Origin of the sequence: Yersinia enterocolitica subsp. enterocolitica (assembly GCF_901472495.1) — a bacterium.
Lineage (GTDB): Bacteria > Pseudomonadota > Gammaproteobacteria > Enterobacterales > Enterobacteriaceae > Yersinia > Yersinia enterocolitica.
Window position 1 is genome coordinate 1161159 of record NZ_LR590469.1, and the last position, 24074, is coordinate 1185232.

Sequence of the window (24074 nt, forward strand, 5' to 3'; positions counted from 1 at the left end):
TAACCTTCTGCGCATTGTCTATTTCTGAAAATGCTCAATGTGAATTTTTTGTGACAATTGTGTTATCCCCTGGACAGTTTCGCTTCCCTCACTTAGCTTGGTATTTTCCCCTAAGTTGAAGGTTATATGATGAGCGAAATATCTACCTTAACCATTAAAATCCCTCTGGAATTAAAAGAGAAAATCAAAGCTGCCGCCTTAGAAAAACAGTTTTCTCTCAGCACTGAAGTGTGCGAAAGATTAGAAAAAAGTTTTGCGGTTGATGTTAAAAGCGCTAAGAGCGGCCATAAAGATGCCAAATTGCATCACAACGAGATTGATAACCAAGGCGTGGAAGAAATTTCAGAACAGCCGTTAAGCCAGAAAGAATTGAAGAAACTGCGCCAATTGCTAAAAGCACCGCAGAAGAAAAAATAGATCATAAATCACTGTCGGGTGATTCAATTCACCCGATACCCCTGAATAACCTGCACTTATTGACCATCCAACCCTCTAATAGGCTTAACTGACGCCCAGGCACGGCAAGACGGACAATGCCAATAGAGTGAGTGCGCGGTAAAACCACACTTGTGGCAGCGATAACGCGGTTTGGTGCGAATTTGCTCGCCAACCATATCGCGCAACAACAGTAAACTCTCTTTCGCTCGCCCTTCTTCGGCATCTGCCAGGTGATAGTCCATCAACCGATAGAACACACGCATGGTTGGATGGCGTTGCAATTGGCGATTAATATAGGTTTGCGCCACATCCCGGCCTTCATGCTGTTCAAGAATTTCCGCCAACATTAACTCAGCCGTCGCGCCAGTATTATCTTCAACACAGCGTTTCAGGAAATTAGCCCAGGCTTCGGGTTGTTGTAGGTGTTGATAGCATTCACTCAGCATCGGCAATGCTTCGCTGACCACTTCTTTATCTTGCTCCAACACGCGCTCCAGCGCTTCAACGCCCTTCGCATACTCACCCTTGGCCAGATGCACCCGACCTTGCATGATGGACACCCTGGCGCACTGTTTGTCTGCTGAGGCGGCTTTCTTCAACAGGCTCATCGCTTTGTCGAGATCATCACTGCCCATCGCTTGCAGCGCCAATTCGCAATAAAAATGAGCAATTTCCAGTCGCTGATTCTCTTTACCCATCTTGACCAGTTTTTCTGCCACTTCGATGGCATTGTTCCAATCACTGGTCGCCTGATGGATAACTAATAACTGCTGTAATGCGCCAAGCCGGAAATCTTGCTCCTCAACCAATTGGTTGAACATGTCCTCCGCCCTGTCATATAACCCCGCAGCCATGTAATCGCGGCCCAACTGCTGGACGGCCAGCAACCGTTGTTCAAAGGTCAGAGAGGCACTTTCCATCAAGGCTTGATGGATGCGGATAGCGCGGTCAACCTCACCACGGGAGCGGAACAGATTACCTAACGTCAGATGTGCTTCAACTGTTGAACTGTCTTCTTTCAGCATTTCAAGAAACAGATCAACCGCTTTGTCTTGCTGGTTTGAGAGCAGGAAGTTAACCCCAGCCACATATTCACGAGACAGGCGGTTAGCATCCTGCTGCTTATCCTGCTGAGCACTTCTACGCCCCATATACCAACCATAGGCAGCAGCGACCGGTAACAGCAGAAACAGCATTTCTAACATAGAAAATTATTCCTTGCCGACGGCAGGTGTGGATGCAGTCGCACTGGGTTCAATCGGTAACTCTTGCTGCGATTCAAGGCGTTTAATTTTCCGCTCTGCACGCCCCAATAAAATTCGAACTCGCAGATAAAAAAGTCCACAAATAATCCATCCCAGAACCAAACCGGCGGCAAACAGTGTCGCCAACAAGGTAGATACCCGATATTCGCCCTGAGCCAATAAATAATTGAAGGTAACGACCTGATCGTTATTTGCTCCGAGCGTGACTGATATCACGAAAATGACGAGCACTAACAAAAAAATCAGCAAATATTTCACGTTTTTTCCTAAAGGCCGAATCAACCTGATGAATTATGCCAAAAATGTGGCGTCCTTACTTAACAAATTAGCACTTCCTTACCCCGCAAAGAAACCCTGCACCAAGATAAAGCGCCGAACTGATGCTCAATAGAGATTATTTTAAGCAACTTAATCGCGAATGATTAATTGCAAATAAGAATCAATCGTCTATGTTTAGTCATGCTCACGCTTTTCAATCTCTTGCTGTTCTTGCGGTGGAATATTCAACGGGCCGAACCACCGCTGCACCAGACTGCATACCATCGCAACTAACAAACCGCTAATTATCGTGGCCGCCATTAAATCGCCTGGCCAATGCATACCTAATACCAGACGGCTCATCATGACACCCTGCGCCCAAAGCATCAGTAAAATAACCGTTTTATAATGTCGACGGGGCCATAACAGCCCGACGGCCAATAATGCCCAACTGGCGGCAAAAACCGTGTGGCCGGAAGGAAAGGCAAAACCCGTTTCAAACTGCCAGTGACTGCTTAACCACGATGGGATCGCGGATTGATTCTGTAATTGTTGTTTAATCAACTTGCTACGTTCAACGCGCGGTAAGGAATAGAAAAAATGGTTATCGATATGATGCTCAGCTTCGAGCCAGACCACAAATGGCCGCGGCTCCTGTACCTGTTCTTTAATCAGTGATTTCAATCCCTGCCCCACAACAATAACCATACTGAGTATAACCAACAGCCCGATAGCCGGTTTGAGCCGAAAACGCAGACACCACAAAAACCAGCCACCGAGTAATACGCTGGTTACGATGCCCCACGGCGCGGTCACCGTCTCTGTTACCCAAAACAACCCTTTTAACCAGCGTTCACCGCCACCCGGCTGCCACTGCCAACCCGAGAGCCAAATGACAAAGGTTGGCAGCAGTAAAATAAGTGATCCCAGAGTAATGCGTTTTGTTATATTCCACATCTGTTGCCCTTTCTTTCTGGCAATATCCACAACATATTACCTGTGGTGATAGCACGATTTATATAAGCGCTATATCTATATAATATAAGTATCTCTACCTATTGATAACATACACAAATTTTTGTCATTACTAAAATAAGTCTTAGATAGACATTCTCGCTAACCTTATTGCTGCTTTGTTGAACAGCAGCAGGTCAAAAGTTATGGCAATATAGCTAATAATGATCGCAGAAAATTTTTATTTAACCTTATGCCCTAAAAGCAAAAGGGTGTAGCAGGCATTCACGGTAGGGTATGCGATAACCTATCTAAGGGTATAAAGTTATAATATGAACAGCAAGATGCAGCTAAAACGTGTAGCAGAAGCCAAATTACCGACTCCTTGGGGTGACTTCCTGATGGTCGGTTTCGAAGAGTTAGCCACCGGTCATGACCATTTGGCATTGATTTTTGGGGATATTAGCACCGATGAACCCGTGCTCTCCCGTGTTCACTCTGAGTGTCTGACGGGCGATGCCCTCTTTAGCCTGCGTTGCGATTGTGGTTTCCAGTTAGAAGCTGCGCTGGCACATATTGCTGAAGAAGGCCGTGGTGTACTGCTTTATCATCGTCAGGAAGGCCGTAATATTGGTTTACTGAATAAAATCCGCGCTTATGCTTTGCAAGACTTAGGTGCCGACACCGTTGAAGCTAATCATCAACTGGGTTTCGCTGCCGATGAGCGCGATTTCACGCTGTGTTCTGATATGTATAAGCTATTGGGTATTAAGGCCGTGCGTTTGCTGACCAATAACCCGAAGAAGGTCGAAATTCTCTCCGAGGCCGGGATCAATATCGTCGAACGCGTCCCGCTGATTGTCGGACAGAATCCTAAGAACGAGCACTATATGGCGACCAAAGCCGCCAAGATGGGCCATTTATTGACCAAATAATCGCTTCGATAGAGCCGCTTATCAAATATAAGGGGGGCTAGCCCCCCTCAGACGGCTGACAAAGTTGATAAGCGGGGAAATGTGCCGAATGGGTCGTAACGGCGTGAGCCGTCGGAGCGCCCATCGGCGCAGTCGCCCAGCCAGTCTCGGTGCGATAAAATGGGTTTGTCATTAACCTCAGGGGGCTAGTCCCCCCTCTTTTATGCCCCAACTTAATGGTGACACTGTCACTAATCTATCCGGCCATTACAACATTTTGCGGATCACATAATGCAAGATGCCGCCATTTTCGAAATAAACCAATTCATTGCCTGTATCAATACGACAGCGGGTATCAACCTTTTGTTGCCGTCCATCCATATAAGTGATGGTGACAGAGACAGTTTGCCCCGGTGCCAAACTTTGTAACCCACTGACACTAATAGATTCATCACCAGTCAGGCCCAAGGTTTTGCGATTGACGCCGGCAGGAAACTCCAGCGGCAGAATTCCCATTCCGATTAAATTAGAGCGGTGAATACGTTCAAATGATTCCGCGATAACAACGCGCACTCCCAGCAACCTCGGCCCCTTAGCTGCCCAGTCACGGCTAGAGCCTGAACCATATTCCTTACCGGCAATTACTGCCAGTGGCACATTCTCTTGCTGATAACGCATCGCCGCATCATAGATAGCCATTTGATTTTGCGAGGGAATATGGCGAGTGATCCCCCCCTCAACACCGGGCACCATTTCATTGCGAATACGAATATTGGCAAAGGTTCCGCGCATCATCACTTCGTGGTTACCGCGACGAGAGCCGTAGGAGTTAAACTCCTTAATCTCGACTCCGCGATCCCGTAAATAGCGGCCTGCCGGGCTATCGAGTTTGATATTACCGGCGGGTGAAATGTGGTCGGTGGTGACAGAATCGGCTAGAATCGCCAAAATACGGGCGTGATGGATATCCTGTACCGGCTCCGGTAAGGCTTTCATATCACTGAAGAAAGGAGGCAAACGAATATAGGTGGAATCACTCTGCCAATCATAAGTTGGCGTGCTATCGACTTGAATGCCCTGCCACTCTTCATCCCCATCAAACACCGCAGAATACTCTTTGCGGAACATGTCTGTTTTCACTGCTTCAACCGCTTTGGCGATTTCAAGGCCGGTCGGCCAAATATCTTTCAAATAGACCGGACTCCCCTGAGGATCGTTGCCCAACGAATCTTGCGTCAAATTGACATTCATGTTCCCAGCCAAGGCGTAAGCAACCACCAGCGGTGGCGAAGCCAGCCAGTTGGTTTTGACCAAAGGATGGATACGCCCTTCAAAGTTGCGGTTGCCGGAAAGCACCGCCCCCACGGTTAAATCACCCTCTTTGATGGCTTTTTCTATTGGTTCTGGCAATGGGCCGGAGTTACCTATACATGTGGTACAGCCATAGCCCACCAGATTGAAGCCCAAATTATCCAGATAAGCGGTTAAACCGGCTGACTTAAGGTATTCAGTGACGACTTTCGAGCCGGGAGCTAATGACGTTTTCACCCAAGGCTTGGTTTTAAGCCCTTTTTCTGCGGCTTTCTTGGCCAGTAAACCGGCCGCCATCAATACGCTGGGGTTGGAGGTATTAGTGCAGGAGGTAATGGCCGCGATGACCACTGCGCCATGTTCCAACTCATGGGTTTTGCCGTCCAGAGTGAAAGAAACATGACTAACTTTGTCTTTTTTGCTATTAACTTCCAGTTCTTCAAAAGCATTAAATGCCAAAGGTACTTTCGCCAAAGCAACTCTGTCTTGCGGGCGTTTTGGCCCCGCCAGACTGGATTCTACCGTACTCAGATCAAGTGATAACTGGCTGGTAAACACCGGCTCATCCCCCGGATGACGCCATAACCCTTGAGCTTTGCTGTATGTTTCCACCAGCGCTATCTGTTCATCACTACGGCCACTTAAACGCATATAACCCAAAGTGACATCGTCAACCGGGAAGAAGCCGCAGGTGGCACCATATTCCGGTGCCATATTGGCAATAGTGGCACGATCCGCCAGGGGTAGATCCGCCAGACCATCACCATAAAACTCGACAAACTTACCCACCACGCCATGTTTTCTTAGCATCTGCGTCACTGTCAGCACTAAGTCAGTAGCGGTGATCCCTTCCCGCATCTTACCGGTCATTTTGAAGCCAACCACATCAGGAATAAGCATGGATACCGGCTGACCCAACATCGCAGCTTCAGCTTCAATACCGCCCACGCCCCAGCCCAGTATCCCCAGGCCGTTAATCATGGTGGTGTGAGAGTCAGTTCCTACCAGGGTATCCGGGTAGGCCACCTCTTTGCCGCCCTGCTGTTCATGCCAGACGGTTTGCCCCAGATACTCCAAATTCACCTGATGGCAAATCCCGGTGCCCGGCGGCACTACGCGAAAACGGCTAAAAGCTTTTTGCCCCCAGCGCAGGAAGATATAGCGCTCGTGGTTACGTTCCATTTCTAGCCGGACGTTTTCACCAAATGCCGCTTTATCGCCAAATTCATCGACGGTGACCGAGTGGTCGATCACCAAGTCAACCGGTGATAATGGGTTAACCTGTGCCACATCACCGCCAAGACGTTGCACCGCTTCGCGCATCGCGGCCAAATCCACTACCGCCGGGACACCGGTAAAATCTTGCATTAAGACACGGGCGGGCCGATAAGCGATTTCTTTGTCCGCATGGCCGGACTGTTGCCACGCCACAATGGCTTTAAGATCCTCTTCTTGAACCTGCTCACCATCCAGATGGCGTAGCAAATTTTCTAACAACACTTTCAGTGATTTAGGTAATCGGTCGATATCCCCCAGCACTGCCGCCAATTGCGGCAGGCTGTAATAGTGATATTCGTGATTGAGGGCGACCAACCTGGCCATACTCGTTTTCCGCAAATCCAACGACATAGCGCCTCCATTGTTTCTTATCGTGTTCTAAGCCACATTCATCATCACAAGGCTATTCCCTTGAAATTATGAGGTCTGCATTAAATATAACACAAAGAAACATTAACATTTTGGCAACAATGGCGATTACGGGTAGCTACAGGTGAAAACAATCTTAAGGGCTGCACGATAAAATTTAGTGAATCATCGCTATACTCACCGCTCCTATTTCGAATATTGACTAATTTGCATTCATTGCTATAGATGACTGTTAAATCAGAATATTATTTAACATATCAGGCAATAATATTGAATATATATTCGGAATAAATAGTGTTGAATTATCAATAAAATAAAGTTAGCTAATCAATATTAGCCAGAGTCAACCCCGTATTATTTATAATAATATTTTACTCATAAAAAATTTTAATTGCCTTTTAATTATCACTAAAAACTTCTTCCATTTAAATAACCCTCATTAATTAAGAGTTTTAAATATTTTTAATGGTTTTTAATTTGAACACCATGCTGTTTATTTATACAGTTAACATGTTTTTGTTAAAATTTTATTAAAACGCGACATCAAATACCTCCTATCAATTAATTGAGATTAAATAATGTCAAAAAACACCAAGAAAACATCAGCCTCGGTAGCTTCACTGGCCGCACAAATTCTGAAAGATCCTAATGCTCCTGCTATCGAAAAAAGTCTGGCGGGTTCAGCCCTCTCTCAGACGAACACGGATAATCAAACTGGCATACATATGGAAGATGTGGCCGCTCAAGTATTGGCAGAACCCAAATCCAGTAAGCTTGCCAAAACATTGGCAGGTTCTGTCCTCGCCCAAGCAAACAAGCAGCGCTAATTATGCAAAAAAAATCGGTATATGGGCTTCATACTGCTGACAAAGTCAAATGAGGAGAAATATTGCTGTTATAGGTATTCTGAATTAGTTTGTATCTCAGCAGACCTCTCCTTTGAAATTATGAGGTCTGCATTAAATATAACACAAAGAAAATTAACACTTTGGCAACAATAGTACTTGCTGGCGCGATATGTGAAAACGATAGTGTCAGCAGTAGGTACCATTGGTGCGGGTACTAAAAACCGAAGGACTATGGCTTTAGGAACATAAAATTCGACTCACTCCACATTAGTACAAAACTCTTTCTGTACCCAAAGACTCACACTCCCCCCGTTAACTGGGAATGCGGCCTCGCCGCGATCATCAGTGGTTATAATGGCTGAATGATTACCGAGGAAATCAGCAAACTCTTTATTGGCTAAATCCTCCCCAAGCTGAATTGTTTTTTCATTTTCCGCGCCATTAGAAAGGACAACCACACAACCGGGCTCTTCCTCTGTTCCCGAACGAACGAACGCTATACAGTTTTTATCATCAAAATAGTCGATCTGCACACCATGTGCGAAACGTGTTCTGGCCTGAATTAACTTTTCCAACTCAGCAATAATGGGCATTTCTATCTGATAAATTTCCCCGTCATCACCGGTATCTTCATAGCTGACGCCAAACAAATCAGGATAAAACACGCATGGGATGCCCTGCTCACGAATTAATATCAATGCATAGGCTAGTGGTTTAAACCAAGGCTCAACAGGCGCCTCCAGTGATTGCAGTGGCTGAGTGTCATGGTTTGCTACTAGGGTAATTGTATGCATTGGATCGGCTTCAATTAATGTCCCACTGAACACTTGCGTGAGGTCAAAATCCTCGCCTTGATTTGAAGCTTCATGAAACTTGTGATGTAAAGCCACATCAAACAACATTGCTGAACCATCTACCCGTTCCAAATATTGCTGTAATTTTTCAATATTCGGAGACCAGTACTCTGCAATAATTAATAAATCATTATTTGCTTTATTTTGTACATGCTGAATCCATTGTTTGAAAAACCAGGCGGGAATATGTTTCACGGCATCCAGGCGAAAACCATCAATTGGCAATGTATCTAATAGCCATTCCCCCCAATACATTAACTCACCCATAACCGCGGGGTTGCGAAAATCGATATCGGCCCCCATCAGATAGTCAAAATTTCCTAACTCGTCATCAACCTCGGTATTCCAGCCTTCATCACTATAATCATTTATAATCTTGAAAATACCTTTATCTGTTGGGTCTTCAATATGATCAACACCACTAAAGCACTGTTTATCCCAGAGAAAAGATGAATATGTTTCATTGCGACCCGGAAAAGTGAATCGAGTATAGGCCTGCGCATCGATAACCGCTTCATCAATTTCAGTACGGTTTTCAGGATTAACTTTATGGACACTGACCGGCTCTTTTTCATCGGCCCCCATTTTATGATTAAAGACAACATCAAATAAGACCTTGATATCCATTTCCTTCAATCGATTAATCGCGTTCAATAGCCCTTCTTTATCCCCGTATTTCGTCGCCCGGGTTCCTTTCTGATCAAATTCACCTAAATCAAATAAATCATAAGTGTCATACCCGACCGAATACCCTCCCGAAGCACCTTTATACGCAGGAGGTAACCAAACATAATTAATCCCGAGATGGCTAATATGTTCTGCTCGCTCAGCAACCTCCTGCCATAATTTACCTCCGTCAGGGTAATACCAATGGAAAAACTGAAAAATTGTGGCGTTTTTCATAGGTTTAATAACTCCATTCTATTGTTTCTCTCATAGTATGGCCCACTTTATAAAATTTGGACTGGCAATAAAGTAATAGACTGTGTATTTCTTTTACTGATGAGCTAATATGAGTCTCATTTGCCTGTCTATTAGGGAGTTTAAATGAATATAGGGGATATCCCTTTCGGTACCACTGATTGGTCTACAGTGGATAAACCGAGCATAAAGGAGAGCAAGGCATTGCATATTGGAGAACTCAGAACTTTAGCAACATCCGAGTTCGTATGGTTGAATACAGCGCGGGATACATAGCGGACCATTGGTGTTCCAAAGGGCATATTTTACTGTGCCTTGATGGCGAATTGAGTACTGAACTCGTTGATGGGCGTATTTTTATATTAAAAGCAGGTATGAGTTACCAGGTCGCAGACCATGCAGAAGCGCATCGCTCATCCACGATATCCGGTGCCAGGCTTTTTATTGTTGATTGATTTAAGGCACATTAAAAATATTATGACACTTTTATGTCAGCTAGCAGTCAGTCCTCGACTGTTAGCTGATACAACACTTTCTTAACGCCCTTCAGGTAACGAATCAACCGGGTTATCCGGATATAAAGCTCGGATACGACGTCGGACAATTTCTACCTGGAATGCAGCTATGACTGCAATCATAATCAAGATTTCACCAAATCCACCTTGTTCAGTGGGTTGATTATAAAGGTACTGCAGTGTGCCGATAATCCATTTAGACCCAACAAGCAGTAAGAATAAAGTAATGGTTAGCGGTGTTCCTTTGCAAAAAATACGCCCATCAGGTTCACGCCAGATCTCTATAAGGCGACCTTGTAAAACACCGATGATAATACTAAATAAAACACCACTACCTAAAACAACCCAGGAAGTCATTGTAGCTGGCATATATGTGCCACCCACTACCAGACCGACCATCCCATAGACCCAAGCCCATTTAAAACGAGCTGGGCCTAACAATACCTCGTGACTGACCGACTGACGGTACAATGCAAAAAGTGTAAGCACCAGAATAATCAGTATTTGTACAGGAGTCATCGCTATCTCCTTCAAGAGAAGCATCCAGTCAGCGATAAAGCACCTTGGTTGACCATAATATCCAACTACACGGGCAATATAGGGATACCTTATCAGTCTTTGGAAATGTTAAAAAACTCTCAGTAAGGCCGGCAATGAATTGCCAACTCGAACTGTATAAAGTTTAGCCTATTTTTAGATGATTAGTAAGATAAGTCATCGCTGCTATTTTAACTGGCACTTGTATTTAGCCGTTTTAACTCTTTGCTATTCTCAAAACAGCATTCACGCATCTCTGACATTAAGTATTCGAAACAAAATAATACTCACAGATCTTACAGTCTTATTTAATAGCATCTTATTAGTGATAAGCTAGCGATGCTTTTTATGAACCAATAGGAACAACAATCAAAGAGGACGATACGTGACTCAAAATATTTATGATAATCAGGATTTTTTTTCAGGCTACGCCAAACTTAGCCGTTCAGTCAATGGATTAGACGGCGCACCAGAGTGGCCAGCCATTGGTAAAATTCTGCCGCCACTATCAGGGCGTAAAGTCGTTGACTTAGGTTGTGGCTATGGTTGGTTTTGCCGCTACGCTCGTTCACAAGGTGCGACTGAGGTTTTAGGGTTGGATATTTCAGAGAAAATGTTAAATCGCGCGAAAGAAATGACATCTGAAAACAACATCCTTTATCGCCGGGAAGATTTGGAAAATATTCAATTACCGCAACAAACCTTCCATTTAGCATATAGCTCTCTAACTTTACACTATATAAAAGCCCTTCCGGCCCTACTCACTGCTGTTTATGATGCTTTGCTTCCTGGTGGTAGTTTCATTTTTTCCGCAGAACACCCTATTTATACCGCACCAAAACAGCCGGGTTGGTTGATTGCAGATGATGGGCAAAAATCATGGCCAGTAAATAGCTATCAAGCGGAAGGAGAACGAGTAACAAATTGGTTGGCTGAAGGTGTTATCAAGCAGCATAGGACATTAGGAACTTATATTAATCTTTTGGTAAAACATGGTTTTGTGATTACGCATTTAGACGAATGGGGCCCGACAACACAGCAAATTATAGATTGCCCGGCATTGGATGAAGAAAAAGAACGTCCAATGATATTTTTACTCTCCGCACATAAACCTGCATAAAGTTAACTTTATTATTTATCAGTCATTCTAAATTAATTTCCGTTATTGGGGAGGCTAACTCCCCCGCGCCATTGCCATAAACTTAGCTATATGTATAGCCGTTAACACGCCCCAAAATAGTCCTCACGCCCAAATCTAGCACATCGATTTCACTTGATTTCCCTTAACGATTATTTGCAACAGTACCTATTTTCATACTATTGAACTTAATTCTTCTATTACAATCTCCGTGGTATCTATCTATCGGGATAATGTTGTTCTATTGAATGTGCTGCATCACCAAGATCCCATTCAAAATTCGGAATAATTATGGAGCCAGGTTCGAGGATTTTTTGCGGAACATAATGGTTATAACGTTTATTTTTGCAAAATTGTTTAAATTCGTAGAATGAATCGCAGTGTACTTTATGGTAAATGTTTCGCCGATAATCTTCAACCTCCTGCTCAGAGAGCGACAACCGCTGGGCGATAGTTTTATTATTTACATTTTGCAGCATAAAAAATACCACATCAAACTCTTCATCAGTAAAAAAATCATCCGGTTTTTCAATTAAAAATGTTAGAGGTGACCCTTGGTCGACATATTGTTCACTTGTGAAGAAATCCATTTTTTTTCCATGAAAAATAATACCCAAGCACTCTTTCTTACTATTTAAAAGTGGAAACTTATCGAAAAGATAAGGTTGTAGTTTTTGTTCGCGACCAAAATAATGCATCTCAATTGAAGACACTCGCTTTTTAGTTATCGCCGCTAGCAGCTCTTGCTCCCTGAATTGGGATGATAATTTTGCAAAAGAAGGATGAGGTAACTCGTTATCTAACAAACCTTTAATACAAAATTCTGGCGGAAAATTTAATAGTTCAATAAATGGATTGTTAGCGTACAAATAGTGTGAATCAAGATCTTTGAAACCCCAAACTTCATCACTACTCTCCCATAACAACATTAATTGTTGCGGAATTTCGTCAGGAAGATGCAAATATTGGCTATTTTTACACATATGATCCTCATATTTAATATTTACATAATTATATTACAATATAAAACCCACCTACCCTATATTAGATCTTAATGGGTGAAATATAACTTGCATTTTAAGCTTTGGCACGTTACTTATTCTGTGATCTTGTGGCAATATTTTTATTTAAAAATAGAACACGGAATATCCATAAAAATATTATATATATTAATAAAATATAAGGAGAAGAATAAATGAATGGACTCCACCTTCTCGGTGACGATTATTCTGTGAGTCGCTTACCTGCATCTGCCAAATCAAGTTTTATTTCAGTGACTTTGGTCAGAGTGGGGGCAATAACTACATTAGCCCAATTTATGTTAGGTGCAACATTAGGGCATGCAATGACATTTAACCAAGCGATGCTGGCAACCTTTTTAGGGAGTTTACTACTTCAATTTGTCAGCCTCGGACTCGGTATTGCAGGTGCGCGGGAGGGGTTATCAATCAGTCTACTGGCTCGTTGGTGTGGTTTTGGTCGTATCGGTTCGATTATTATCGGTTGTGGTATAGCGATTAGTCTTCTTGGGTGGTTCGGCATATTAAATGCAGTTTTTGCAGAGAGTTTGAATCACATGTTGGGAAATTTGATCAGTTTTAGTTGGGCTGCCGCTATCTCAGGGATAGGATTTACAATACTGGTTGCATTCGGATTCAAAGCGTTGAGCTTGACAGCAAAACTAGCCGTACCGCTCTTTTTTCTGGCTATTTTTTGGATTTCGTTAAATCTGCTAGCAGGACATAATATTGCTGATCTGGCTGTCGTCATCCCTACTGGAAAGCCTATTACTATTGCTGCTGGTGCTACGATGGTTGCTGGGGGATATATTGTCGGTGCATTAATGACACCAGATATTAGCCGCTATTGTAAAAATAGTCGGCATGTATTCTGGATGACAATGATCTGCATCTTGGTGGGTGAATTTATTATCAACGGTATCGCCATATTGATTGCGCATGCGCTTGACACTGACGATGTGGTAACAATTATGATCCAAACATCGGGATGGATCGGGTTGCTCACCGTTATTCTTGCTACCATCAAGATAAATGACGTTTGTTTATATTCTTCATCGCTAGCCCTTACAAACGTGGTACATGGAATAACGGGTAACAGGTGGAGTCGAACTTGGCTGACGGTTTTACTCGGTATCGTTGGCACCATCTTATCAATGGCAGGGATTTTAGATAAGTTTACCGATTTTCTCACACTACTCGGTGTTGTATTTCCGCCAATATCAGGTGTCATGCTGGTAGACTACTATGTGTTACGTACCAACCGCCAATTGCTTGATGCCTCTCGCCAGACACAGACATTGCCTAAATCAACACCGCTAATTGGCTGGAAGGCTATCGTGGCTTGTGTTGTAGGAACTATCGGAGGTATGAATATTGATTATGGTATTCCGTCATTCAATTCATTAATCATTGCCAGTGCTGTTTATTGGATAATCTGTATTATAGATAAAAAAACATGATTTTATATTACAGCGTTGTTATATCTATTGAGTTAAAATTTCCATCCCCATAGAAGTTGTATAACTTAAAAGGAGCTAAAAATCGTGAACAATATTAATCACAAAAATATAATGGATTTTAAGGGAATTGATGCTGGATCTTTCGGCTCACTATTATCATTTATGGAAAACAATGAAGAACCGTGGGGTGTAAAAGATTGCGAATCTCGCTTTATGTATGCAAACAAAGCCACCCTAAAATTTAGCCAATTACCCATTAATTTTAGTATTGAAGGCCGATTAGACAATGAGTGTCCTGCTCAGTGGGCCTAATTTGCATCGGATTTACAAAGGCAAGATCGGGAAGTTGAAACAGCTAAGAAACGTGTGGCTATGATTCAGACTTGCCTATGGGGCAAGGAACATACCCTTTGCGAAAAATACCCTCTGTTTGATAACGAAAAAAAATGTATCGGTACAATATTTCATGTAACAAAATTCAATTTTATTTCTCTATATGACTTATTTAATAAGGAAATACCCCCTGTTCTGATAACAAAGCCCCCTACCAATAGTTTCACTAAAAAAGAACTTGAAGTGATATTTTACTTATTACAGTCGCTCAATGCTAAAGAAATAGCGACAAGACTAAACCTTTCTCACCGCACAATAACAAATAAATTGCAATTGATATACGAAAAGGCGAAAGTAAATTCGCTAAACGCTTTTAAGGAGTACTGTAAAGCCGAAGGCTTTAATCGCTATATCCCAGAATGGTTTATTAAGTCGGGATGTATATTTATTTAGGTCTTATAAAATATTCTAACTGAAGAGCATAAAAAGTGTGGGCAATGCCGTCACGACAACACGACACGAACACTGGCTTAAATTGAATACATCTTCATAATAACAAAAAATCGCCCGTCAAAAGCATGTATTCCAATTGATGTTATACGGTCTTGCAATAGTTCTACTTTGCGGTCATGCTGTTGAAAATCTGTTTGAAATTCAGCGGTAGGCGCTGGGAGTTCTCCGTCAAATCGTCCTTCAACGCAAAAATTTTTGTAATGTCAATAAGGTTTTGTATTTATTATTTGCATAAATAAACTTTGATTGATTATCTTCCCCCCAAGACTCAGAACTGAGTTTCCAAAAATGTATTAATAACTTGAGTGAGTCGTATAGATATTTACTTACTCACCTTTTAGTGTCGTAATTATATTTAAATCATTAATTAAACAAGTAATCATTCATCTTGTTTTCATCTTTAAGTCGTGATTGTTTAATTATTAAATAGCGGTTACCATCAGCTGTCCAGGTCATTTTTTTACTCTGCTAATAAAAAGGATGTTTGGCATGATAATTTTTTCAAATTTTGGTGGTAATAAAATAAAAGAAGACCACGTAGTGGGTATATCAATTATAGAAATGTTTAAGAAAAAGGGTTTACAGGCCTATGGTACAATAATTGATCAAGGGAAGTATGTTGGCTGCCATAGTCATACTGAGGGTGAAGAATGGTATATTATCCTTTCGGGGGAGGGTTCTATTTGGACAGCAGATGTTATAGAGGGTATTTTAAAAAATCACCGAGAGGATAAATTTAGCAAAGGTTCTGTATTTTGTATTTATCCCAATACTGCCCATCAACTCACCGCGAAAACAACGGTAGAGTTCGTATTTTTATGTCCAGAATCGCATATTACCGATGACAGATATATGTTTGAAAATATTTTTAGGTAATATGGGTAGATGGCCCACGCATAAAACTATTTTCCGGATAAGTGCGGCTTCGACTTTGCATGCCTGATAATTGTGTCACTGCCTGCTGTTGTGCCAGACCTTAACCAATTCAAATAAATAGCCTTTCTTAAAACCAACCGGACAATAACACTCATCTCTTAACCACGGAGTTAAACGGATGAGTGACTATCACCACGGCATACAGGTCATCGAAATCAACGACGGCACCCATGTCATTTCTACTGTCTCAACCGCAATTGTCGGTATGGTCTGCACGACCAGCGATGCTGATGCGGTAACATTTCCACTCAATGAGCCAGTGTTAATTACCAATGCACAAACGCCATCGCAAAAGCCGGTAAAAAAGGCACATTGGGCGTAGCATTACAGGCTATTGCTGACCAGTCGAAACCCGTCACTGTTATCGTGCGCTGGAGGCCCCAAAGCCGCAAAAGCAAAAAGTGAAGCCCCAGCGCAAACCCAAAGAACAGCATTTAAGGGCTTACAACCCCCCAAAGCGAAACCGGAAGCGAAGAAAAAAACCACTAAAGAGTAGGAAACGCGCGAGGGTGAATATATGGTGGGCGAAGCGGATAACACGTTTACCCTGACGACAACTTATGCCGGCAAAGCGCAAGCCATACGCGCTGCTCAGGCAAAATGGGATAAATTACAACGTGGTGTGGCGGAGTTTTCTATTACTTTGGCCATTGGCAGACCCGAGCTATACCCGGAAACCCCTGTCAAAGTGAAGGGATTTAAGTCAGTGATCGATAACCAGCCGTGGATAATTACTAAAGTTATTCATTCGCTCAATAATAGTGGTTATACGACAAACCTCGAACTTGAAGTTCTACTATCAGATATAAACCATGGAGCCATTGATAGATAACTTATTGAATATAAACAGATTGTTTATTCATTTGAATAATTTAAAATAGTCAATAAGCTCAAATGAACGTTGAGGTGTTTATTATGATGCGATGCCCTATTTGCCGTTGCACAGCACATACTCGATCCAGTCGTGAAATATCTGCCGAAACTAAAGAGAGATATAATCAGTGTACCAATATTAATTGCGGACACACCTTTATTACAATGGAAACATTTATTCGCTCTATTATGACTCCGGGTGTTATTAATAAAGTTCCGCCACATTCAACGGCTCAAGGGCAATCAATGCTCAATTTCTAATTATATTATTTGGCTAAAAAATAACCTGCGAACTCGCGGGTTTTTTAGCGTCAAAATATCACTATCGCCACAGATTTCTGTCGCCATTTTGGCGCCACTACTTTTGGGAAGTTTAAATGAGGGATTTGTAATTCATTGATATTTCTGGGTTTGTTGGTGGGTCGTGCAGGGTTCGAACCTGCGACCAATTGATTAAGAGTCAACTGCTCTACCAACTGAGCTAACGACCCAACGGGGATAATTATTCTCCTGTTGGCCTTAGCTGTCAAACACTTCATCGGATTTTTCTTTTTATACTGGGTGATATTCATCGCTGTGGATTAATTATCCATCTGGTAGTTACGATTATTGTTAGTTATGTAACTTCATGTTGTAATTCCATGCGCTGTGATGAACTTAACAAAATTCAGTGTGTGAAATATAAACACTGGAAAACGAGGCGTATTGTGTAATTATTGTTGCGAAGATATTAAATAATTCAAAAATTGTATTTAAAGCATGCAAAAAAGCCAAAGACAGACAGGGTAAGACCAAAGAGCCAACATAGAGCTCAACAACTTCACCAATAAATACAGGAAGAGGGAATGGGAAAGATGGTAGACCAATCCAAGATAGTGGCAGAGCCTTTGCCGGAACCTGAAGAGCACCTTCAACGAAGTCTCTCCAACCGCCATATTCAGTTGATTGCTATTGGCGGTGCCATAGGTACTGGCTTGTTTATGGGTTCGGGTAAAACCATCAGCCTGGCCGGGCCGTCGATCATCTTCGTTTATATGATAATCGGCTTTATGTTGTTCTTCGTGATGCGAGCAATGGGAGAGTTGCTACTCTCGAATCTGAAGTACAAATCATTCAGTGATTTTGCCGCTGACTTACTTGGCCCTTGGGCCGGATTTTTCACTGGCTGGACTTACTGGTTTTGTTGGGTCATCACCGGCATCGCCGATGTCGTCGCCATCACTGCCTATGCGCAATTCTGGTTCCCCGGCTTTTCGCAATGGGTTGCCTCATTGTTAGTGGTTTTACTGCTGTTATCTCTGAATCTGGCAACAGTAAAAATGTTCGGTGAGATGGAGTTCTGGTTCGCCATGATCAAAATTGTGGCAATCGTGGCGTTAATCTTTGCCGGTCTGACTATGGTGTTAATGAGCTATCAATCCCCATCCGGCACGACGGCCTCATTTACTCATTTATGGAATGATGGTGGCATGTTCCCGAAAGGAATCAGCGGCTTCTTTGCTGGTTTCCAGATTGCCGTTTTTGCCTTCGTCGGTATTGAATTAGTGGGGACTACCGCGGCTGAAACCAAAGACCCTGAGGTGGTATTACCGCGCGCGATTAACTCCATTCCGATCCGCATCATCATGTTCTATGTCTTCTCATTGATTATGATTATGTCCGTGACCCCCTGGAGCTCCGTGGTTGCTGATAAAAGCCCATTTGTTGAGTTATTCGTTCTGGTCGGTTTACCTGCCGCGGCCAGTGTAATCAACTTTGTGGTATTGACCTCCGCCGCCTCCTCCGCCAACAGCGGCGTGTTCTCCACCAGCCGCATGTTGTTCGGTTTGGCAAAAGAAGGTGATGCGCCAAAACAATTTGGTAAGTTATCACGCCGTTCAGTTCCCGCATCCGGCCTGACATTCTCTTGTATTTGTCTGTTGGGCGGCGTGGTGCTGATTTACCTTATCCCGAATGTCATGACCGTCTTTACTTTGGTCACCACCGTATCGGCGATTCTGTTTATGTTCGTCTGGACGATTATCCTTTGCTCGTATCTGGTGTATCGCAAAAGACGCCCGGCACTACATAAGAAGTCGATTTACAAAATGCCAGCTGGGATTTTCATGTCTTGGGTGTGTATGGCGTTCTTCGCCTTTGTATTGGTTCTGTTGACGTTGGAAAGTGATACCCGCCAGGCGCTGATGGTGACGCCATTGTGGTTTGTCATTCTGACCATCGGTTACATTATCTTGAAAAAACGCAGAACACGTCTGTTCGACAGTAATAATAACTAATAGAGGTTAATGACAAAGTGCCCGTAACGGTGAAAACAGGCAGATCGTAAAGACGCCGTACTTCTTTTGTTAAAACAAGCGTCCCTGATGGCTCGACCCGCGCCCTCCCTGGCGCGGACGCTTTACTCTTCTACCTGCCTTCACCTTGCAAGATTGGGTTGTCGAGGTTTGTCAGCAGTCTGAACTAATACTTGTTATCCGGCGTCAGAACGCTTCTGACGCCCTTTTCTCTTCTCACTCAATGGCTATTCTTCGCCATCTCGGCGGGCAATGCCGCCAATCACCAGCTGTTGTACACTCTCTACTGTCTGTTGGAAGAATTCTTTATCGCTGAGACTTTTGCCGCTAATAGCCTCAATCTGGGCACTAAAATCGGCGTAATGCTGGGTTGTCGCCCATAACATGAAAATGAAATGTTGTGGCTCAACCTTGGCTATCAGGCCATCATCCATCCAACGGCGAATAATCAAGACCTTGTCATCGAACAGGGTTTTCAACTCCCCGGCCAGCTCTTGCTTAAGCAATGGCGCGCCTTGGATCATCTCCAGACAAAACAGGCGTGATGCTTGTGGATGGTCGCGAGATACCGCTAGTTTAAGGGCAATATAGTGCCGAATAGCGTCGATTGGCTGCTGATCTGCCTGTAATGCTTTGAGTGGTGCGAGCCAGATGGCCAGAATGTCTTTTAGCACCGCGATATACAGCGCCTCTTTCGAGGGGAAGTAATACAACAGATTGGTTTTTGAGACATCAGCCCGCTCAGCGACCTGATCCAGGCTGGTGCCGTGAATACCATAAAGCGAAAACAGCTCAAGGGCGGCAGTCATGATGAGTTGCCGTTTCGCGGCCCCAGCTTTGCTGCGGCGAGAAGGTTTTATCTCAAGTGCTGGTGTATCGCTGGTAGCTAGCTTCACTGATAGTCCCTTAATTAATATTGATAAAGCAGGATATTGATGAAACTGAAAATAACAAGCTACCTATAACATACCGATCCCGTCCTCGAATACCTCTTTCTAGTGAACGACTGCACCGTGACTGGGCAGACTCGCCTGTTTTTTGTGCACAATTATTTTACCAAACAGTCCATTTTTGACCATTTGCTCAACATTTTATTTACTGAAATCTAGCAACGTATTGATTAAACAGGTTTTACAAAAACTGGCATTAGCTTTGCTTAGGTACTGATGCAGACGTACAGATAGTTCCACTCACAATGCAGAGGTGCTCAAATGAAAATTGGCGTATTTATTCCTATCGGCAACAACGGTTGGTTAATTTCCAGCAATGCACCGCAGTACATGCCGAGCTTTGAGTTAAATAAAGCTATTGTGCAACAAGCTGAACACTATCAGTTCGATTTCGCCTTATCGATGATAAAACTGCGCGGATTTGGCGGCAAAACCGAGTTTTGGGATCATAATCTGGAGTCTTTCACCCTGATGGCCGGGCTGGCTGCGGTCACCTCTCGCATTAAGATTTATGCCACAGCAGCAACCTTAACCCTCCCTCCAGCCATAGTCGCGCGCATGGCTTCCACCATTGACTCTATCTCCAATGGCCGTTTTGGCCTGAATGTGGTGACCGGGTGGCAAAAACCAGAATATGAGCAGATGGGATTGTGGCCGGGAGATGAATATTTCAGTCGTCGCTATGACTATCTCTCTGAATATGTGGAAGTATTGCAAGACCTTTGGGGCACCGGGCAATCTGATTTTAACGGTGAGTTCTTCCAAATGGATGATTGCCGGGTCAGCCCGCAACCGCAAACTCCAATCAAATTAATCTGCGCGGCACAAAGTGATGCTGGTATGGCTTTTTCGGCCAAATATGCAGATTACAACTTCTGTTTCGGCAAGGGTGTGAATACCCCGACTGCCTTTGCCCCGACCGCCGCTCGCCTGCAAAAGGCGGCAGAACAGGCCGGGCGCGAGGTCAGTAGCTATGTATTATTTATGATAATCGCCGACGAAACCGACGAACTGGCCCGCGCCAAATGGGAAAGTTACAAAACCGGAGCCGACACCGAAGCACTGGCCTGGCTAACCGAACAAAGTGGTAAAGATACCCAATCGGGTGCAGATACCAATGTGCGCCAAATGGCTGACCCGACCTCTGCCGTGAATATCAATATGGGTACGTTGGTTGGCTCTTATGCCAATGTGGCAAAGATGATGGATGACATTGCCACGGTGCCGGGAACCGAGGGCATTTTGCTGACATTTGATGACTTCCTCTCTGGCATTGAAAATTTCGGTCAACATATCCAGCCATTGATGAACAGCCGCGCCGATATCGTTGACACCCTGCCACCCGCCGCACGCGAGGTGGCCTAATGAAAATGGTTGAAAGCCGTCAATCGATTGAAACCAAACCGTCTGTCGCCCCTCAACAGCCAGTTCGCCGCAACCCCGGTATTAGCAGCAACGAAGTGATTCTAAATGCGCGACCAGAACCCATCGCCTTCCCTACCTCGGCTAGCGCCTTGATTGTGGTTGATATGCAAAACGCCTATGCCTCAGAGGGGGGGTATCTCGACCTGGCTGGATTTGATGTTTCAGCCACCGCTCCGATTATCACCAATATCAAACGCGCGATCACTGCCGCGCGGGCCGCCGGTATTCAGGTGATTTTTTTCCAGAATGGTTGGGATCCACAATACGTTGAAGCGGGCGGGGAAGGCTCGCCAAACTGGCATAAATCCAATGCTCTGAAGACCATGCGTAAACAACCGGAACTGATGGGCAAACTGCTGGCAAAAGGTGATTGGGACTATGCGTTAGTGGATGAATTGCAACCACAAGCGGGCGATATCGTGATCGCCAAGCCGCGTTACAGTGGATTTTTCAATACCCAACTCGACAGCATTCTGCGCGCCAAAGGGATTCATCACCTGATTTTTACCGGCATCGCCACCAATGTCTGTGTCGAGTCGACACTGCGCGACGGCTTCTTCTTTGAGTACTTCGGGGTGGTACTGGAGGATGCAACCCATCAGGCAGGGCCGGATTTTGCCCAAAAAGCGGCACTTTATAACATCGAAACCTTCTTTGGTTGGGTATCTGATGTGGAGACATTCTGCAACTGCATTGCGCCATCGGCGCAACTCAGCCAGTCGGCATGATAAATGCATTTTATTGCCGCCCCCAACACTCAGATAACTGGAGCATATGATGCCTAAGACCATTATTACCCCTCCGGGCAGTGGTACTCCCCTCGCCCCTTTTTCGCCCGGCACCCTTGCCGATGGCGTGGTGTACGTGTCCGGCACCTTGGCTTTTGATAAGCAGAATAATGTGGTGCATATAGGTGATGCTGCGGGGCAAACCCGCCATGTGTTGGAAACAATTAAAAGTGTGATTGAGACTGCGGGTGGTTCGCTGGATGACATCACTTTTAACTCTATTTTTCTTACTGACTGGCAGCATTACGCCGCCATTAATCAGGTTTACGCCGAATATTTCCCCGGTGATAAACCGGCCCGCTTTTGTATTCAATGCGGTTTGGTCAAACCCGATGCCCTGATTGAAATCGCGTCAGTAGCGCATCTGCCACGCTAACCTGGCAAGCAGCAGATAACGGAGGCGTAGCTATGTATTTCGAGATAACCGGTCAGAATTCGCCAGCCGCTAAAACAGTGGTTTTGTCTGCGGGACTGGGCGGCAGTGGCCGCTTTTGGCAGCCCCAGTTGAGTGCGTTGGGTCAGCACTTTCGAGTGATAACTTACGATCAATATGGCACTGGGCGCAGTGCTGGTGTGATCCCCTCGGGCTACACGTTGGCTGATATGGCGGACGAATTGGCGGACTTATTAGCCAGCCAACATATTGAGCGCTATCACTTTGTCGGTCACGCATTGGGCGGAATGATAGGTTTGCAACTGGCATTGTCGCATCCTCAGTGTGTAGAGCGGCTGGTGGCTATCAACAGCTGGCCGGTGCTTGATAGCCAAACACGGCGTTGCTTCCATGTGCGGCAAGATTTACTGCTCAACAGTGGTGTAGCCGCTTATGTTCGCGCCCAGCCGTTGTTTCTCTATCCAGCAGATTGGCTATCACGCAATACCTTGCTGCTTGAACAGGAAGAGGTACAGCAAATTGCTCATTTTCAGGGCATGGAAAACTTATTACGCCGCCTGAACGCGCTGATGAATGCTGATTTCCGCTCGGTATTACCCCACATCACTACCCCAACACTGGCCTTGTGTGCCACCGATGATCTGTTAGTGCCATACCCTTGTTCGCAAGCTTTAGCCGAGTTATTGCCGGACGGCGAGTGGGCACAGATGAGTTACGGCGGCCACGCCATGAGTGTGACTAACAGTGAGCAATTTAACGGCATATTACTCAGTTACTTGCTGATGGACACGGGCATCGCCAAGTGCGAACTGGCGCTAAATCAATCCAATACATCAGCTATTCATCTTTAAAGGGAATCGTTATGGCACAAATATTAACCCCAGATGCATTGGCAACTTTATTTACCGAAGCCCGTACCCACAATGGTTGGTTGGATAAACCGGTCGAAGATGCTCTGCTCAAACAAGCTTATCACCTGGCGCGCATGGGGCCGACTTCAGCCAACTGCTGCCCGGCGCGTTTTGTCTTTATTTGCTCATCTGAGGCCAAAGAGCGGCTTAAACCGGCACTGTCCAGTGGCAATCTGGCAAAAACTCTGCAAGCACCGGTCACTGCCATCGTCGCCTATGACCCGGTTTTTTATGATGCATTACCCAAGCTGTTTCCACAGGGTGATGCCCGCTCTTGGTTCACTTCCAGCCCAGAGTTAGCCACTGAAACCGCTTTTCGTAACAGCAGCTTACAAGCGGCATATCTGATTATTGCCTGTCGGGCCTTGGGGTTGGATACCGGCCCGATGTCAGGTTTTAACAATGCACAGGTTGATGAGATTTTTTTGGCAGAAAAAGGCTGGAAGTCCAATTTGCTAGTGAATATTGGTTATGGGGATATCAATAAATTGTATGAACGCGCACCGCGTTTGGCGTTCGACGAGGCGTGTCAGGTGCTCTGATTTTTAGGCTGTTTTTTCGGTTGAACTGATTCTTAA

23 protein-coding genes, 1 tRNA gene and 3 pseudogenes are annotated in these 24074 nt (G+C 44.5%); 18 read left to right on the forward strand and 9 right to left on the reverse strand.

Annotated elements, in window-relative coordinates; genetic code table 11:
* The first annotated feature begins 129 nt into the window (after positions 1 to 129).
* Entirely contained in the window at positions 130 to 417 is a 288-nt protein-coding gene (locus FGL26_RS05390; RefSeq protein ID WP_005169924.1) for a hypothetical protein, read from the forward strand.
* Between the two features lie 56 nt (positions 418 to 473).
* Here FGL26_RS05390 and lapB read toward each other — a convergent pair whose 3' ends face one another.
* The 3 genes from lapB to pgpB form a co-directional block, all read right to left on the reverse strand.
* Positions 474 to 1643, reverse strand: coding sequence for a lipopolysaccharide assembly protein LapB (gene lapB, locus FGL26_RS05395; protein ID WP_005169925.1), 1170 nt, complete (start codon positions 1641 to 1643; stop codon positions 474 to 476).
* A gap of 6 nt (positions 1644 to 1649) precedes the next feature.
* Positions 1650 to 1961 (reverse strand): LapA family protein, encoded by a 312-nt coding sequence (locus tag FGL26_RS05400; protein ID WP_005165840.1) that lies wholly within the window; start codon positions 1959 to 1961, stop codon positions 1650 to 1652.
* A gap of 195 nt (positions 1962 to 2156) precedes the next feature.
* Positions 2157 to 2918: a phosphatidylglycerophosphatase B gene (gene pgpB / locus FGL26_RS05405; protein WP_005169928.1), complete on the reverse strand. Its 762-nt coding sequence runs from the start codon at positions 2916 to 2918 to the stop codon at positions 2157 to 2159.
* A 341-nt stretch (positions 2919 to 3259) separates the two neighbouring features.
* On the opposite strand from pgpB, the gene ribA reads away from it, so the two are divergent.
* Complete coding sequence (gene ribA / locus FGL26_RS05410; RefSeq protein WP_005169929.1) at positions 3260 to 3850, forward strand: GTP cyclohydrolase II; 591 nt, start codon at positions 3260 to 3262, stop codon at positions 3848 to 3850.
* A gap of 246 nt (positions 3851 to 4096) precedes the next feature.
* Here the strand turns inward: ribA and acnA are convergent, their stop codons facing one another.
* Positions 4097 to 6769: an aconitate hydratase AcnA gene (gene acnA / locus FGL26_RS05415; protein WP_005169930.1), complete on the reverse strand. Its 2673-nt coding sequence runs from the start codon at positions 6767 to 6769 to the stop codon at positions 4097 to 4099.
* A gap of 596 nt (positions 6770 to 7365) precedes the next feature.
* On the opposite strand from acnA, the gene FGL26_RS05420 reads away from it, so the two are divergent.
* Complete coding sequence (locus FGL26_RS05420; RefSeq protein ID WP_005169932.1) at positions 7366 to 7614, forward strand: hypothetical protein; 249 nt, start codon at positions 7366 to 7368, stop codon at positions 7612 to 7614.
* A 278-nt stretch (positions 7615 to 7892) separates the two neighbouring features.
* Here the strand turns inward: FGL26_RS05420 and amyA are convergent, their stop codons facing one another.
* A complete protein-coding gene (amyA, locus tag FGL26_RS05425) occupies positions 7893 to 9392 on the reverse strand; it encodes an alpha-amylase (protein ID WP_005169943.1) in 1500 nt (499 codons plus the stop codon).
* A 144-nt stretch (positions 9393 to 9536) separates the two neighbouring features.
* Between amyA and FGL26_RS05430 the strand changes: the two are divergent.
* Positions 9537 to 9865, forward strand: a pseudogene (locus FGL26_RS05430) (DHCW motif cupin fold protein).
* A gap of 81 nt (positions 9866 to 9946) precedes the next feature.
* Here FGL26_RS05430 and FGL26_RS05435 read toward each other — a convergent pair.
* Positions 9947 to 10444, reverse strand: a complete 498-nt coding sequence (locus FGL26_RS05435) for a hypothetical protein (RefSeq protein WP_005160202.1) — start codon at positions 10442 to 10444, stop codon at positions 9947 to 9949.
* A 403-nt stretch (positions 10445 to 10847) separates the two neighbouring features.
* Here FGL26_RS05435 and FGL26_RS05440 point away from each other — a divergent pair, with 403 nt between their 5' ends.
* Positions 10848 to 11582 (forward strand): class I SAM-dependent methyltransferase, encoded by a 735-nt coding sequence (locus FGL26_RS05440; RefSeq protein WP_005169944.1) that lies wholly within the window; start codon positions 10848 to 10850, stop codon positions 11580 to 11582.
* 236 nt (positions 11583 to 11818) lie between these two features.
* Here the strand turns inward: FGL26_RS05440 and FGL26_RS05445 are convergent, their stop codons facing one another.
* Positions 11819 to 12583, reverse strand: a complete 765-nt coding sequence (locus tag FGL26_RS05445) for a PAS domain-containing protein (RefSeq protein ID WP_005169945.1) — start codon at positions 12581 to 12583, stop codon at positions 11819 to 11821.
* Between the two features lie 212 nt (positions 12584 to 12795).
* On the opposite strand from FGL26_RS05445, the gene FGL26_RS05450 reads away from it, so the two are divergent.
* The 7 genes and pseudogenes from FGL26_RS05450 (at position 12796) to FGL26_RS05480 (ending at position 16995) form a co-directional block, all read left to right on the forward strand.
* Entirely contained in the window at positions 12796 to 14079 is a 1284-nt protein-coding gene (locus tag FGL26_RS05450) for a cytosine permease (RefSeq protein WP_032908416.1), read from the forward strand.
* An 84-nt stretch (positions 14080 to 14163) separates the two neighbouring features.
* Positions 14164 to 14391: a hypothetical protein gene (locus FGL26_RS21905; RefSeq protein ID WP_227746635.1), complete on the forward strand. Its 228-nt coding sequence runs from the start codon at positions 14164 to 14166 to the stop codon at positions 14389 to 14391.
* Between the two features lie 60 nt (positions 14392 to 14451).
* Positions 14452 to 14865, forward strand: a complete 414-nt coding sequence (locus FGL26_RS21910) for a helix-turn-helix transcriptional regulator (protein ID WP_227746644.1) — start codon at positions 14452 to 14454, stop codon at positions 14863 to 14865.
* A gap of 549 nt (positions 14866 to 15414) precedes the next feature.
* Positions 15415 to 15801, forward strand: coding sequence for a cupin domain-containing protein (locus FGL26_RS05465; RefSeq protein WP_005169975.1), 387 nt, complete (start codon positions 15415 to 15417; stop codon positions 15799 to 15801).
* Positions 15802 to 15979: 178 nt separating this feature from the next.
* Positions 15980 to 16233, forward strand: a pseudogene (locus FGL26_RS05470) (hypothetical protein); the annotation flags it as partial.
* A gap of 8 nt (positions 16234 to 16241) precedes the next feature.
* Positions 16242 to 16693 (forward strand): annotated as a pseudogene (locus FGL26_RS05475) (phage late control D family protein); the annotation flags it as partial.
* Between the two features lie 83 nt (positions 16694 to 16776).
* Entirely contained in the window at positions 16777 to 16995 is a 219-nt protein-coding gene (locus FGL26_RS05480) for an ogr/Delta-like zinc finger family protein (RefSeq protein WP_005169985.1), read from the forward strand.
* Positions 16996 to 17149: 154 nt separating this feature from the next.
* On the opposite strand, the gene FGL26_RS05485 is transcribed toward FGL26_RS05480, so the two are convergent.
* Positions 17150 to 17225, reverse strand: a tRNA-Lys gene (locus FGL26_RS05485).
* 363 nt (positions 17226 to 17588) lie between these two features.
* Here FGL26_RS05485 and cycA point away from each other — a divergent pair.
* On the forward strand, positions 17589 to 19010 hold the full coding sequence (cycA, locus tag FGL26_RS05490) for a D-serine/D-alanine/glycine transporter (RefSeq protein ID WP_174531811.1): 1422 nt from the start codon (positions 17589 to 17591) through the stop codon (positions 19008 to 19010).
* A gap of 245 nt (positions 19011 to 19255) precedes the next feature.
* On the opposite strand, the gene rutR is transcribed toward cycA, so the two are convergent.
* On the reverse strand, positions 19256 to 19924 hold the full coding sequence (rutR, locus tag FGL26_RS05495) for an HTH-type transcriptional regulator RutR (protein WP_005169988.1): 669 nt from the start codon (positions 19922 to 19924) through the stop codon (positions 19256 to 19258).
* A 315-nt stretch (positions 19925 to 20239) separates the two neighbouring features.
* On the opposite strand from rutR, the gene rutA reads away from it, so the two are divergent.
* The 5 genes from rutA to FGL26_RS05520 are packed head-to-tail and all read left to right on the forward strand — an operon-like array spanning position 20240 to position 24038.
* Complete coding sequence (rutA, locus tag FGL26_RS05500) at positions 20240 to 21343, forward strand: pyrimidine utilization protein A (RefSeq protein ID WP_005169989.1); 1104 nt, start codon at positions 20240 to 20242, stop codon at positions 21341 to 21343.
* Positions 21343 to 22131 (forward strand): pyrimidine utilization protein B, encoded by a 789-nt coding sequence (rutB, locus tag FGL26_RS05505; RefSeq protein ID WP_005169990.1) that lies wholly within the window; start codon positions 21343 to 21345, stop codon positions 22129 to 22131. Before rutA ends, rutB begins: the two co-directional genes overlap by 1 nt.
* 49 nt (positions 22132 to 22180) lie before the next feature.
* A complete protein-coding gene (rutC, locus tag FGL26_RS05510) occupies positions 22181 to 22567 on the forward strand; it encodes a pyrimidine utilization protein C (protein WP_005169991.1) in 387 nt (128 codons plus the stop codon).
* A gap of 32 nt (positions 22568 to 22599) precedes the next feature.
* Positions 22600 to 23436: a pyrimidine utilization protein D gene (rutD, locus tag FGL26_RS05515; protein WP_005169992.1), complete on the forward strand. Its 837-nt coding sequence runs from the start codon at positions 22600 to 22602 to the stop codon at positions 23434 to 23436.
* 11 nt (positions 23437 to 23447) lie between these two features.
* The gene (locus FGL26_RS05520) at positions 23448 to 24038 is read left to right on the forward strand and encodes a malonic semialdehyde reductase (RefSeq protein WP_005169993.1); all 591 of its coding nucleotides are present in this window, start codon (positions 23448 to 23450) and stop codon (positions 24036 to 24038) included.
* Positions 24039 to 24074 lie beyond the last annotated feature (36 nt).

Excerpts from the sequence above, each read along its gene's own strand:
- FGL26_RS05420 (WP_005169932.1), top strand. The coding sequence starts at position 7,366 with ATGTCAAAAAACACCAAGAAAACATCAGCCTCGGTAGCTTCACTGGCC.
- FGL26_RS05480 (WP_005169985.1), top strand. The coding sequence starts at position 16,777 with ATGATGCGATGCCCTATTTGCCGTTGCACAGCACATACTCGATCCAGT.
- ribA (WP_005169929.1), top strand. The coding sequence starts at position 3,260 with ATGCAGCTAAAACGTGTAGCAGAAGCCAAATTACCGACTCCTTGGGGT.
- FGL26_RS05435 (WP_005160202.1), bottom strand. The coding sequence starts at position 10,444 with ATGACTCCTGTACAAATACTGATTATTCTGGTGCTTACACTTTTTGCA.
- FGL26_RS05520 (WP_005169993.1), top strand. The coding sequence starts at position 23,448 with ATGGCACAAATATTAACCCCAGATGCATTGGCAACTTTATTTACCGAA.
- FGL26_RS05465 (WP_005169975.1), top strand. The coding sequence starts at position 15,415 with ATGATAATTTTTTCAAATTTTGGTGGTAATAAAATAAAAGAAGACCAC.
- pgpB (WP_005169928.1), bottom strand. The coding sequence starts at position 2,918 with ATGTGGAATATAACAAAACGCATTACTCTGGGATCACTTATTTTACTG.
- FGL26_RS05390 (WP_005169924.1), top strand. The coding sequence starts at position 130 with ATGAGCGAAATATCTACCTTAACCATTAAAATCCCTCTGGAATTAAAA.
- cycA (WP_174531811.1), top strand. The coding sequence starts at position 17,589 with ATGGTAGACCAATCCAAGATAGTGGCAGAGCCTTTGCCGGAACCTGAA.
- rutB (WP_005169990.1), top strand. The coding sequence starts at position 21,343 with ATGAAAATGGTTGAAAGCCGTCAATCGATTGAAACCAAACCGTCTGTC.
- rutD (WP_005169992.1), top strand. The coding sequence starts at position 22,600 with ATGTATTTCGAGATAACCGGTCAGAATTCGCCAGCCGCTAAAACAGTG.
- rutC (WP_005169991.1), top strand. The coding sequence starts at position 22,181 with ATGCCTAAGACCATTATTACCCCTCCGGGCAGTGGTACTCCCCTCGCC.
- amyA (WP_005169943.1), bottom strand. The coding sequence starts at position 9,392 with ATGAAAAACGCCACAATTTTTCAGTTTTTCCATTGGTATTACCCTGAC.
- FGL26_RS05450 (WP_032908416.1), top strand. The coding sequence starts at position 12,796 with ATGAATGGACTCCACCTTCTCGGTGACGATTATTCTGTGAGTCGCTTA.
- acnA (WP_005169930.1), bottom strand. The coding sequence starts at position 6,769 with ATGTCGTTGGATTTGCGGAAAACGAGTATGGCCAGGTTGGTCGCCCTC.
- FGL26_RS21910 (WP_227746644.1), top strand. The coding sequence starts at position 14,452 with ATGATTCAGACTTGCCTATGGGGCAAGGAACATACCCTTTGCGAAAAA.
- rutA (WP_005169989.1), top strand. The coding sequence starts at position 20,240 with ATGAAAATTGGCGTATTTATTCCTATCGGCAACAACGGTTGGTTAATT.
- lapB (WP_005169925.1), bottom strand. The coding sequence starts at position 1,643 with ATGTTAGAAATGCTGTTTCTGCTGTTACCGGTCGCTGCTGCCTATGGT.
- FGL26_RS05445 (WP_005169945.1), bottom strand. The coding sequence starts at position 12,583 with ATGTGTAAAAATAGCCAATATTTGCATCTTCCTGACGAAATTCCGCAA.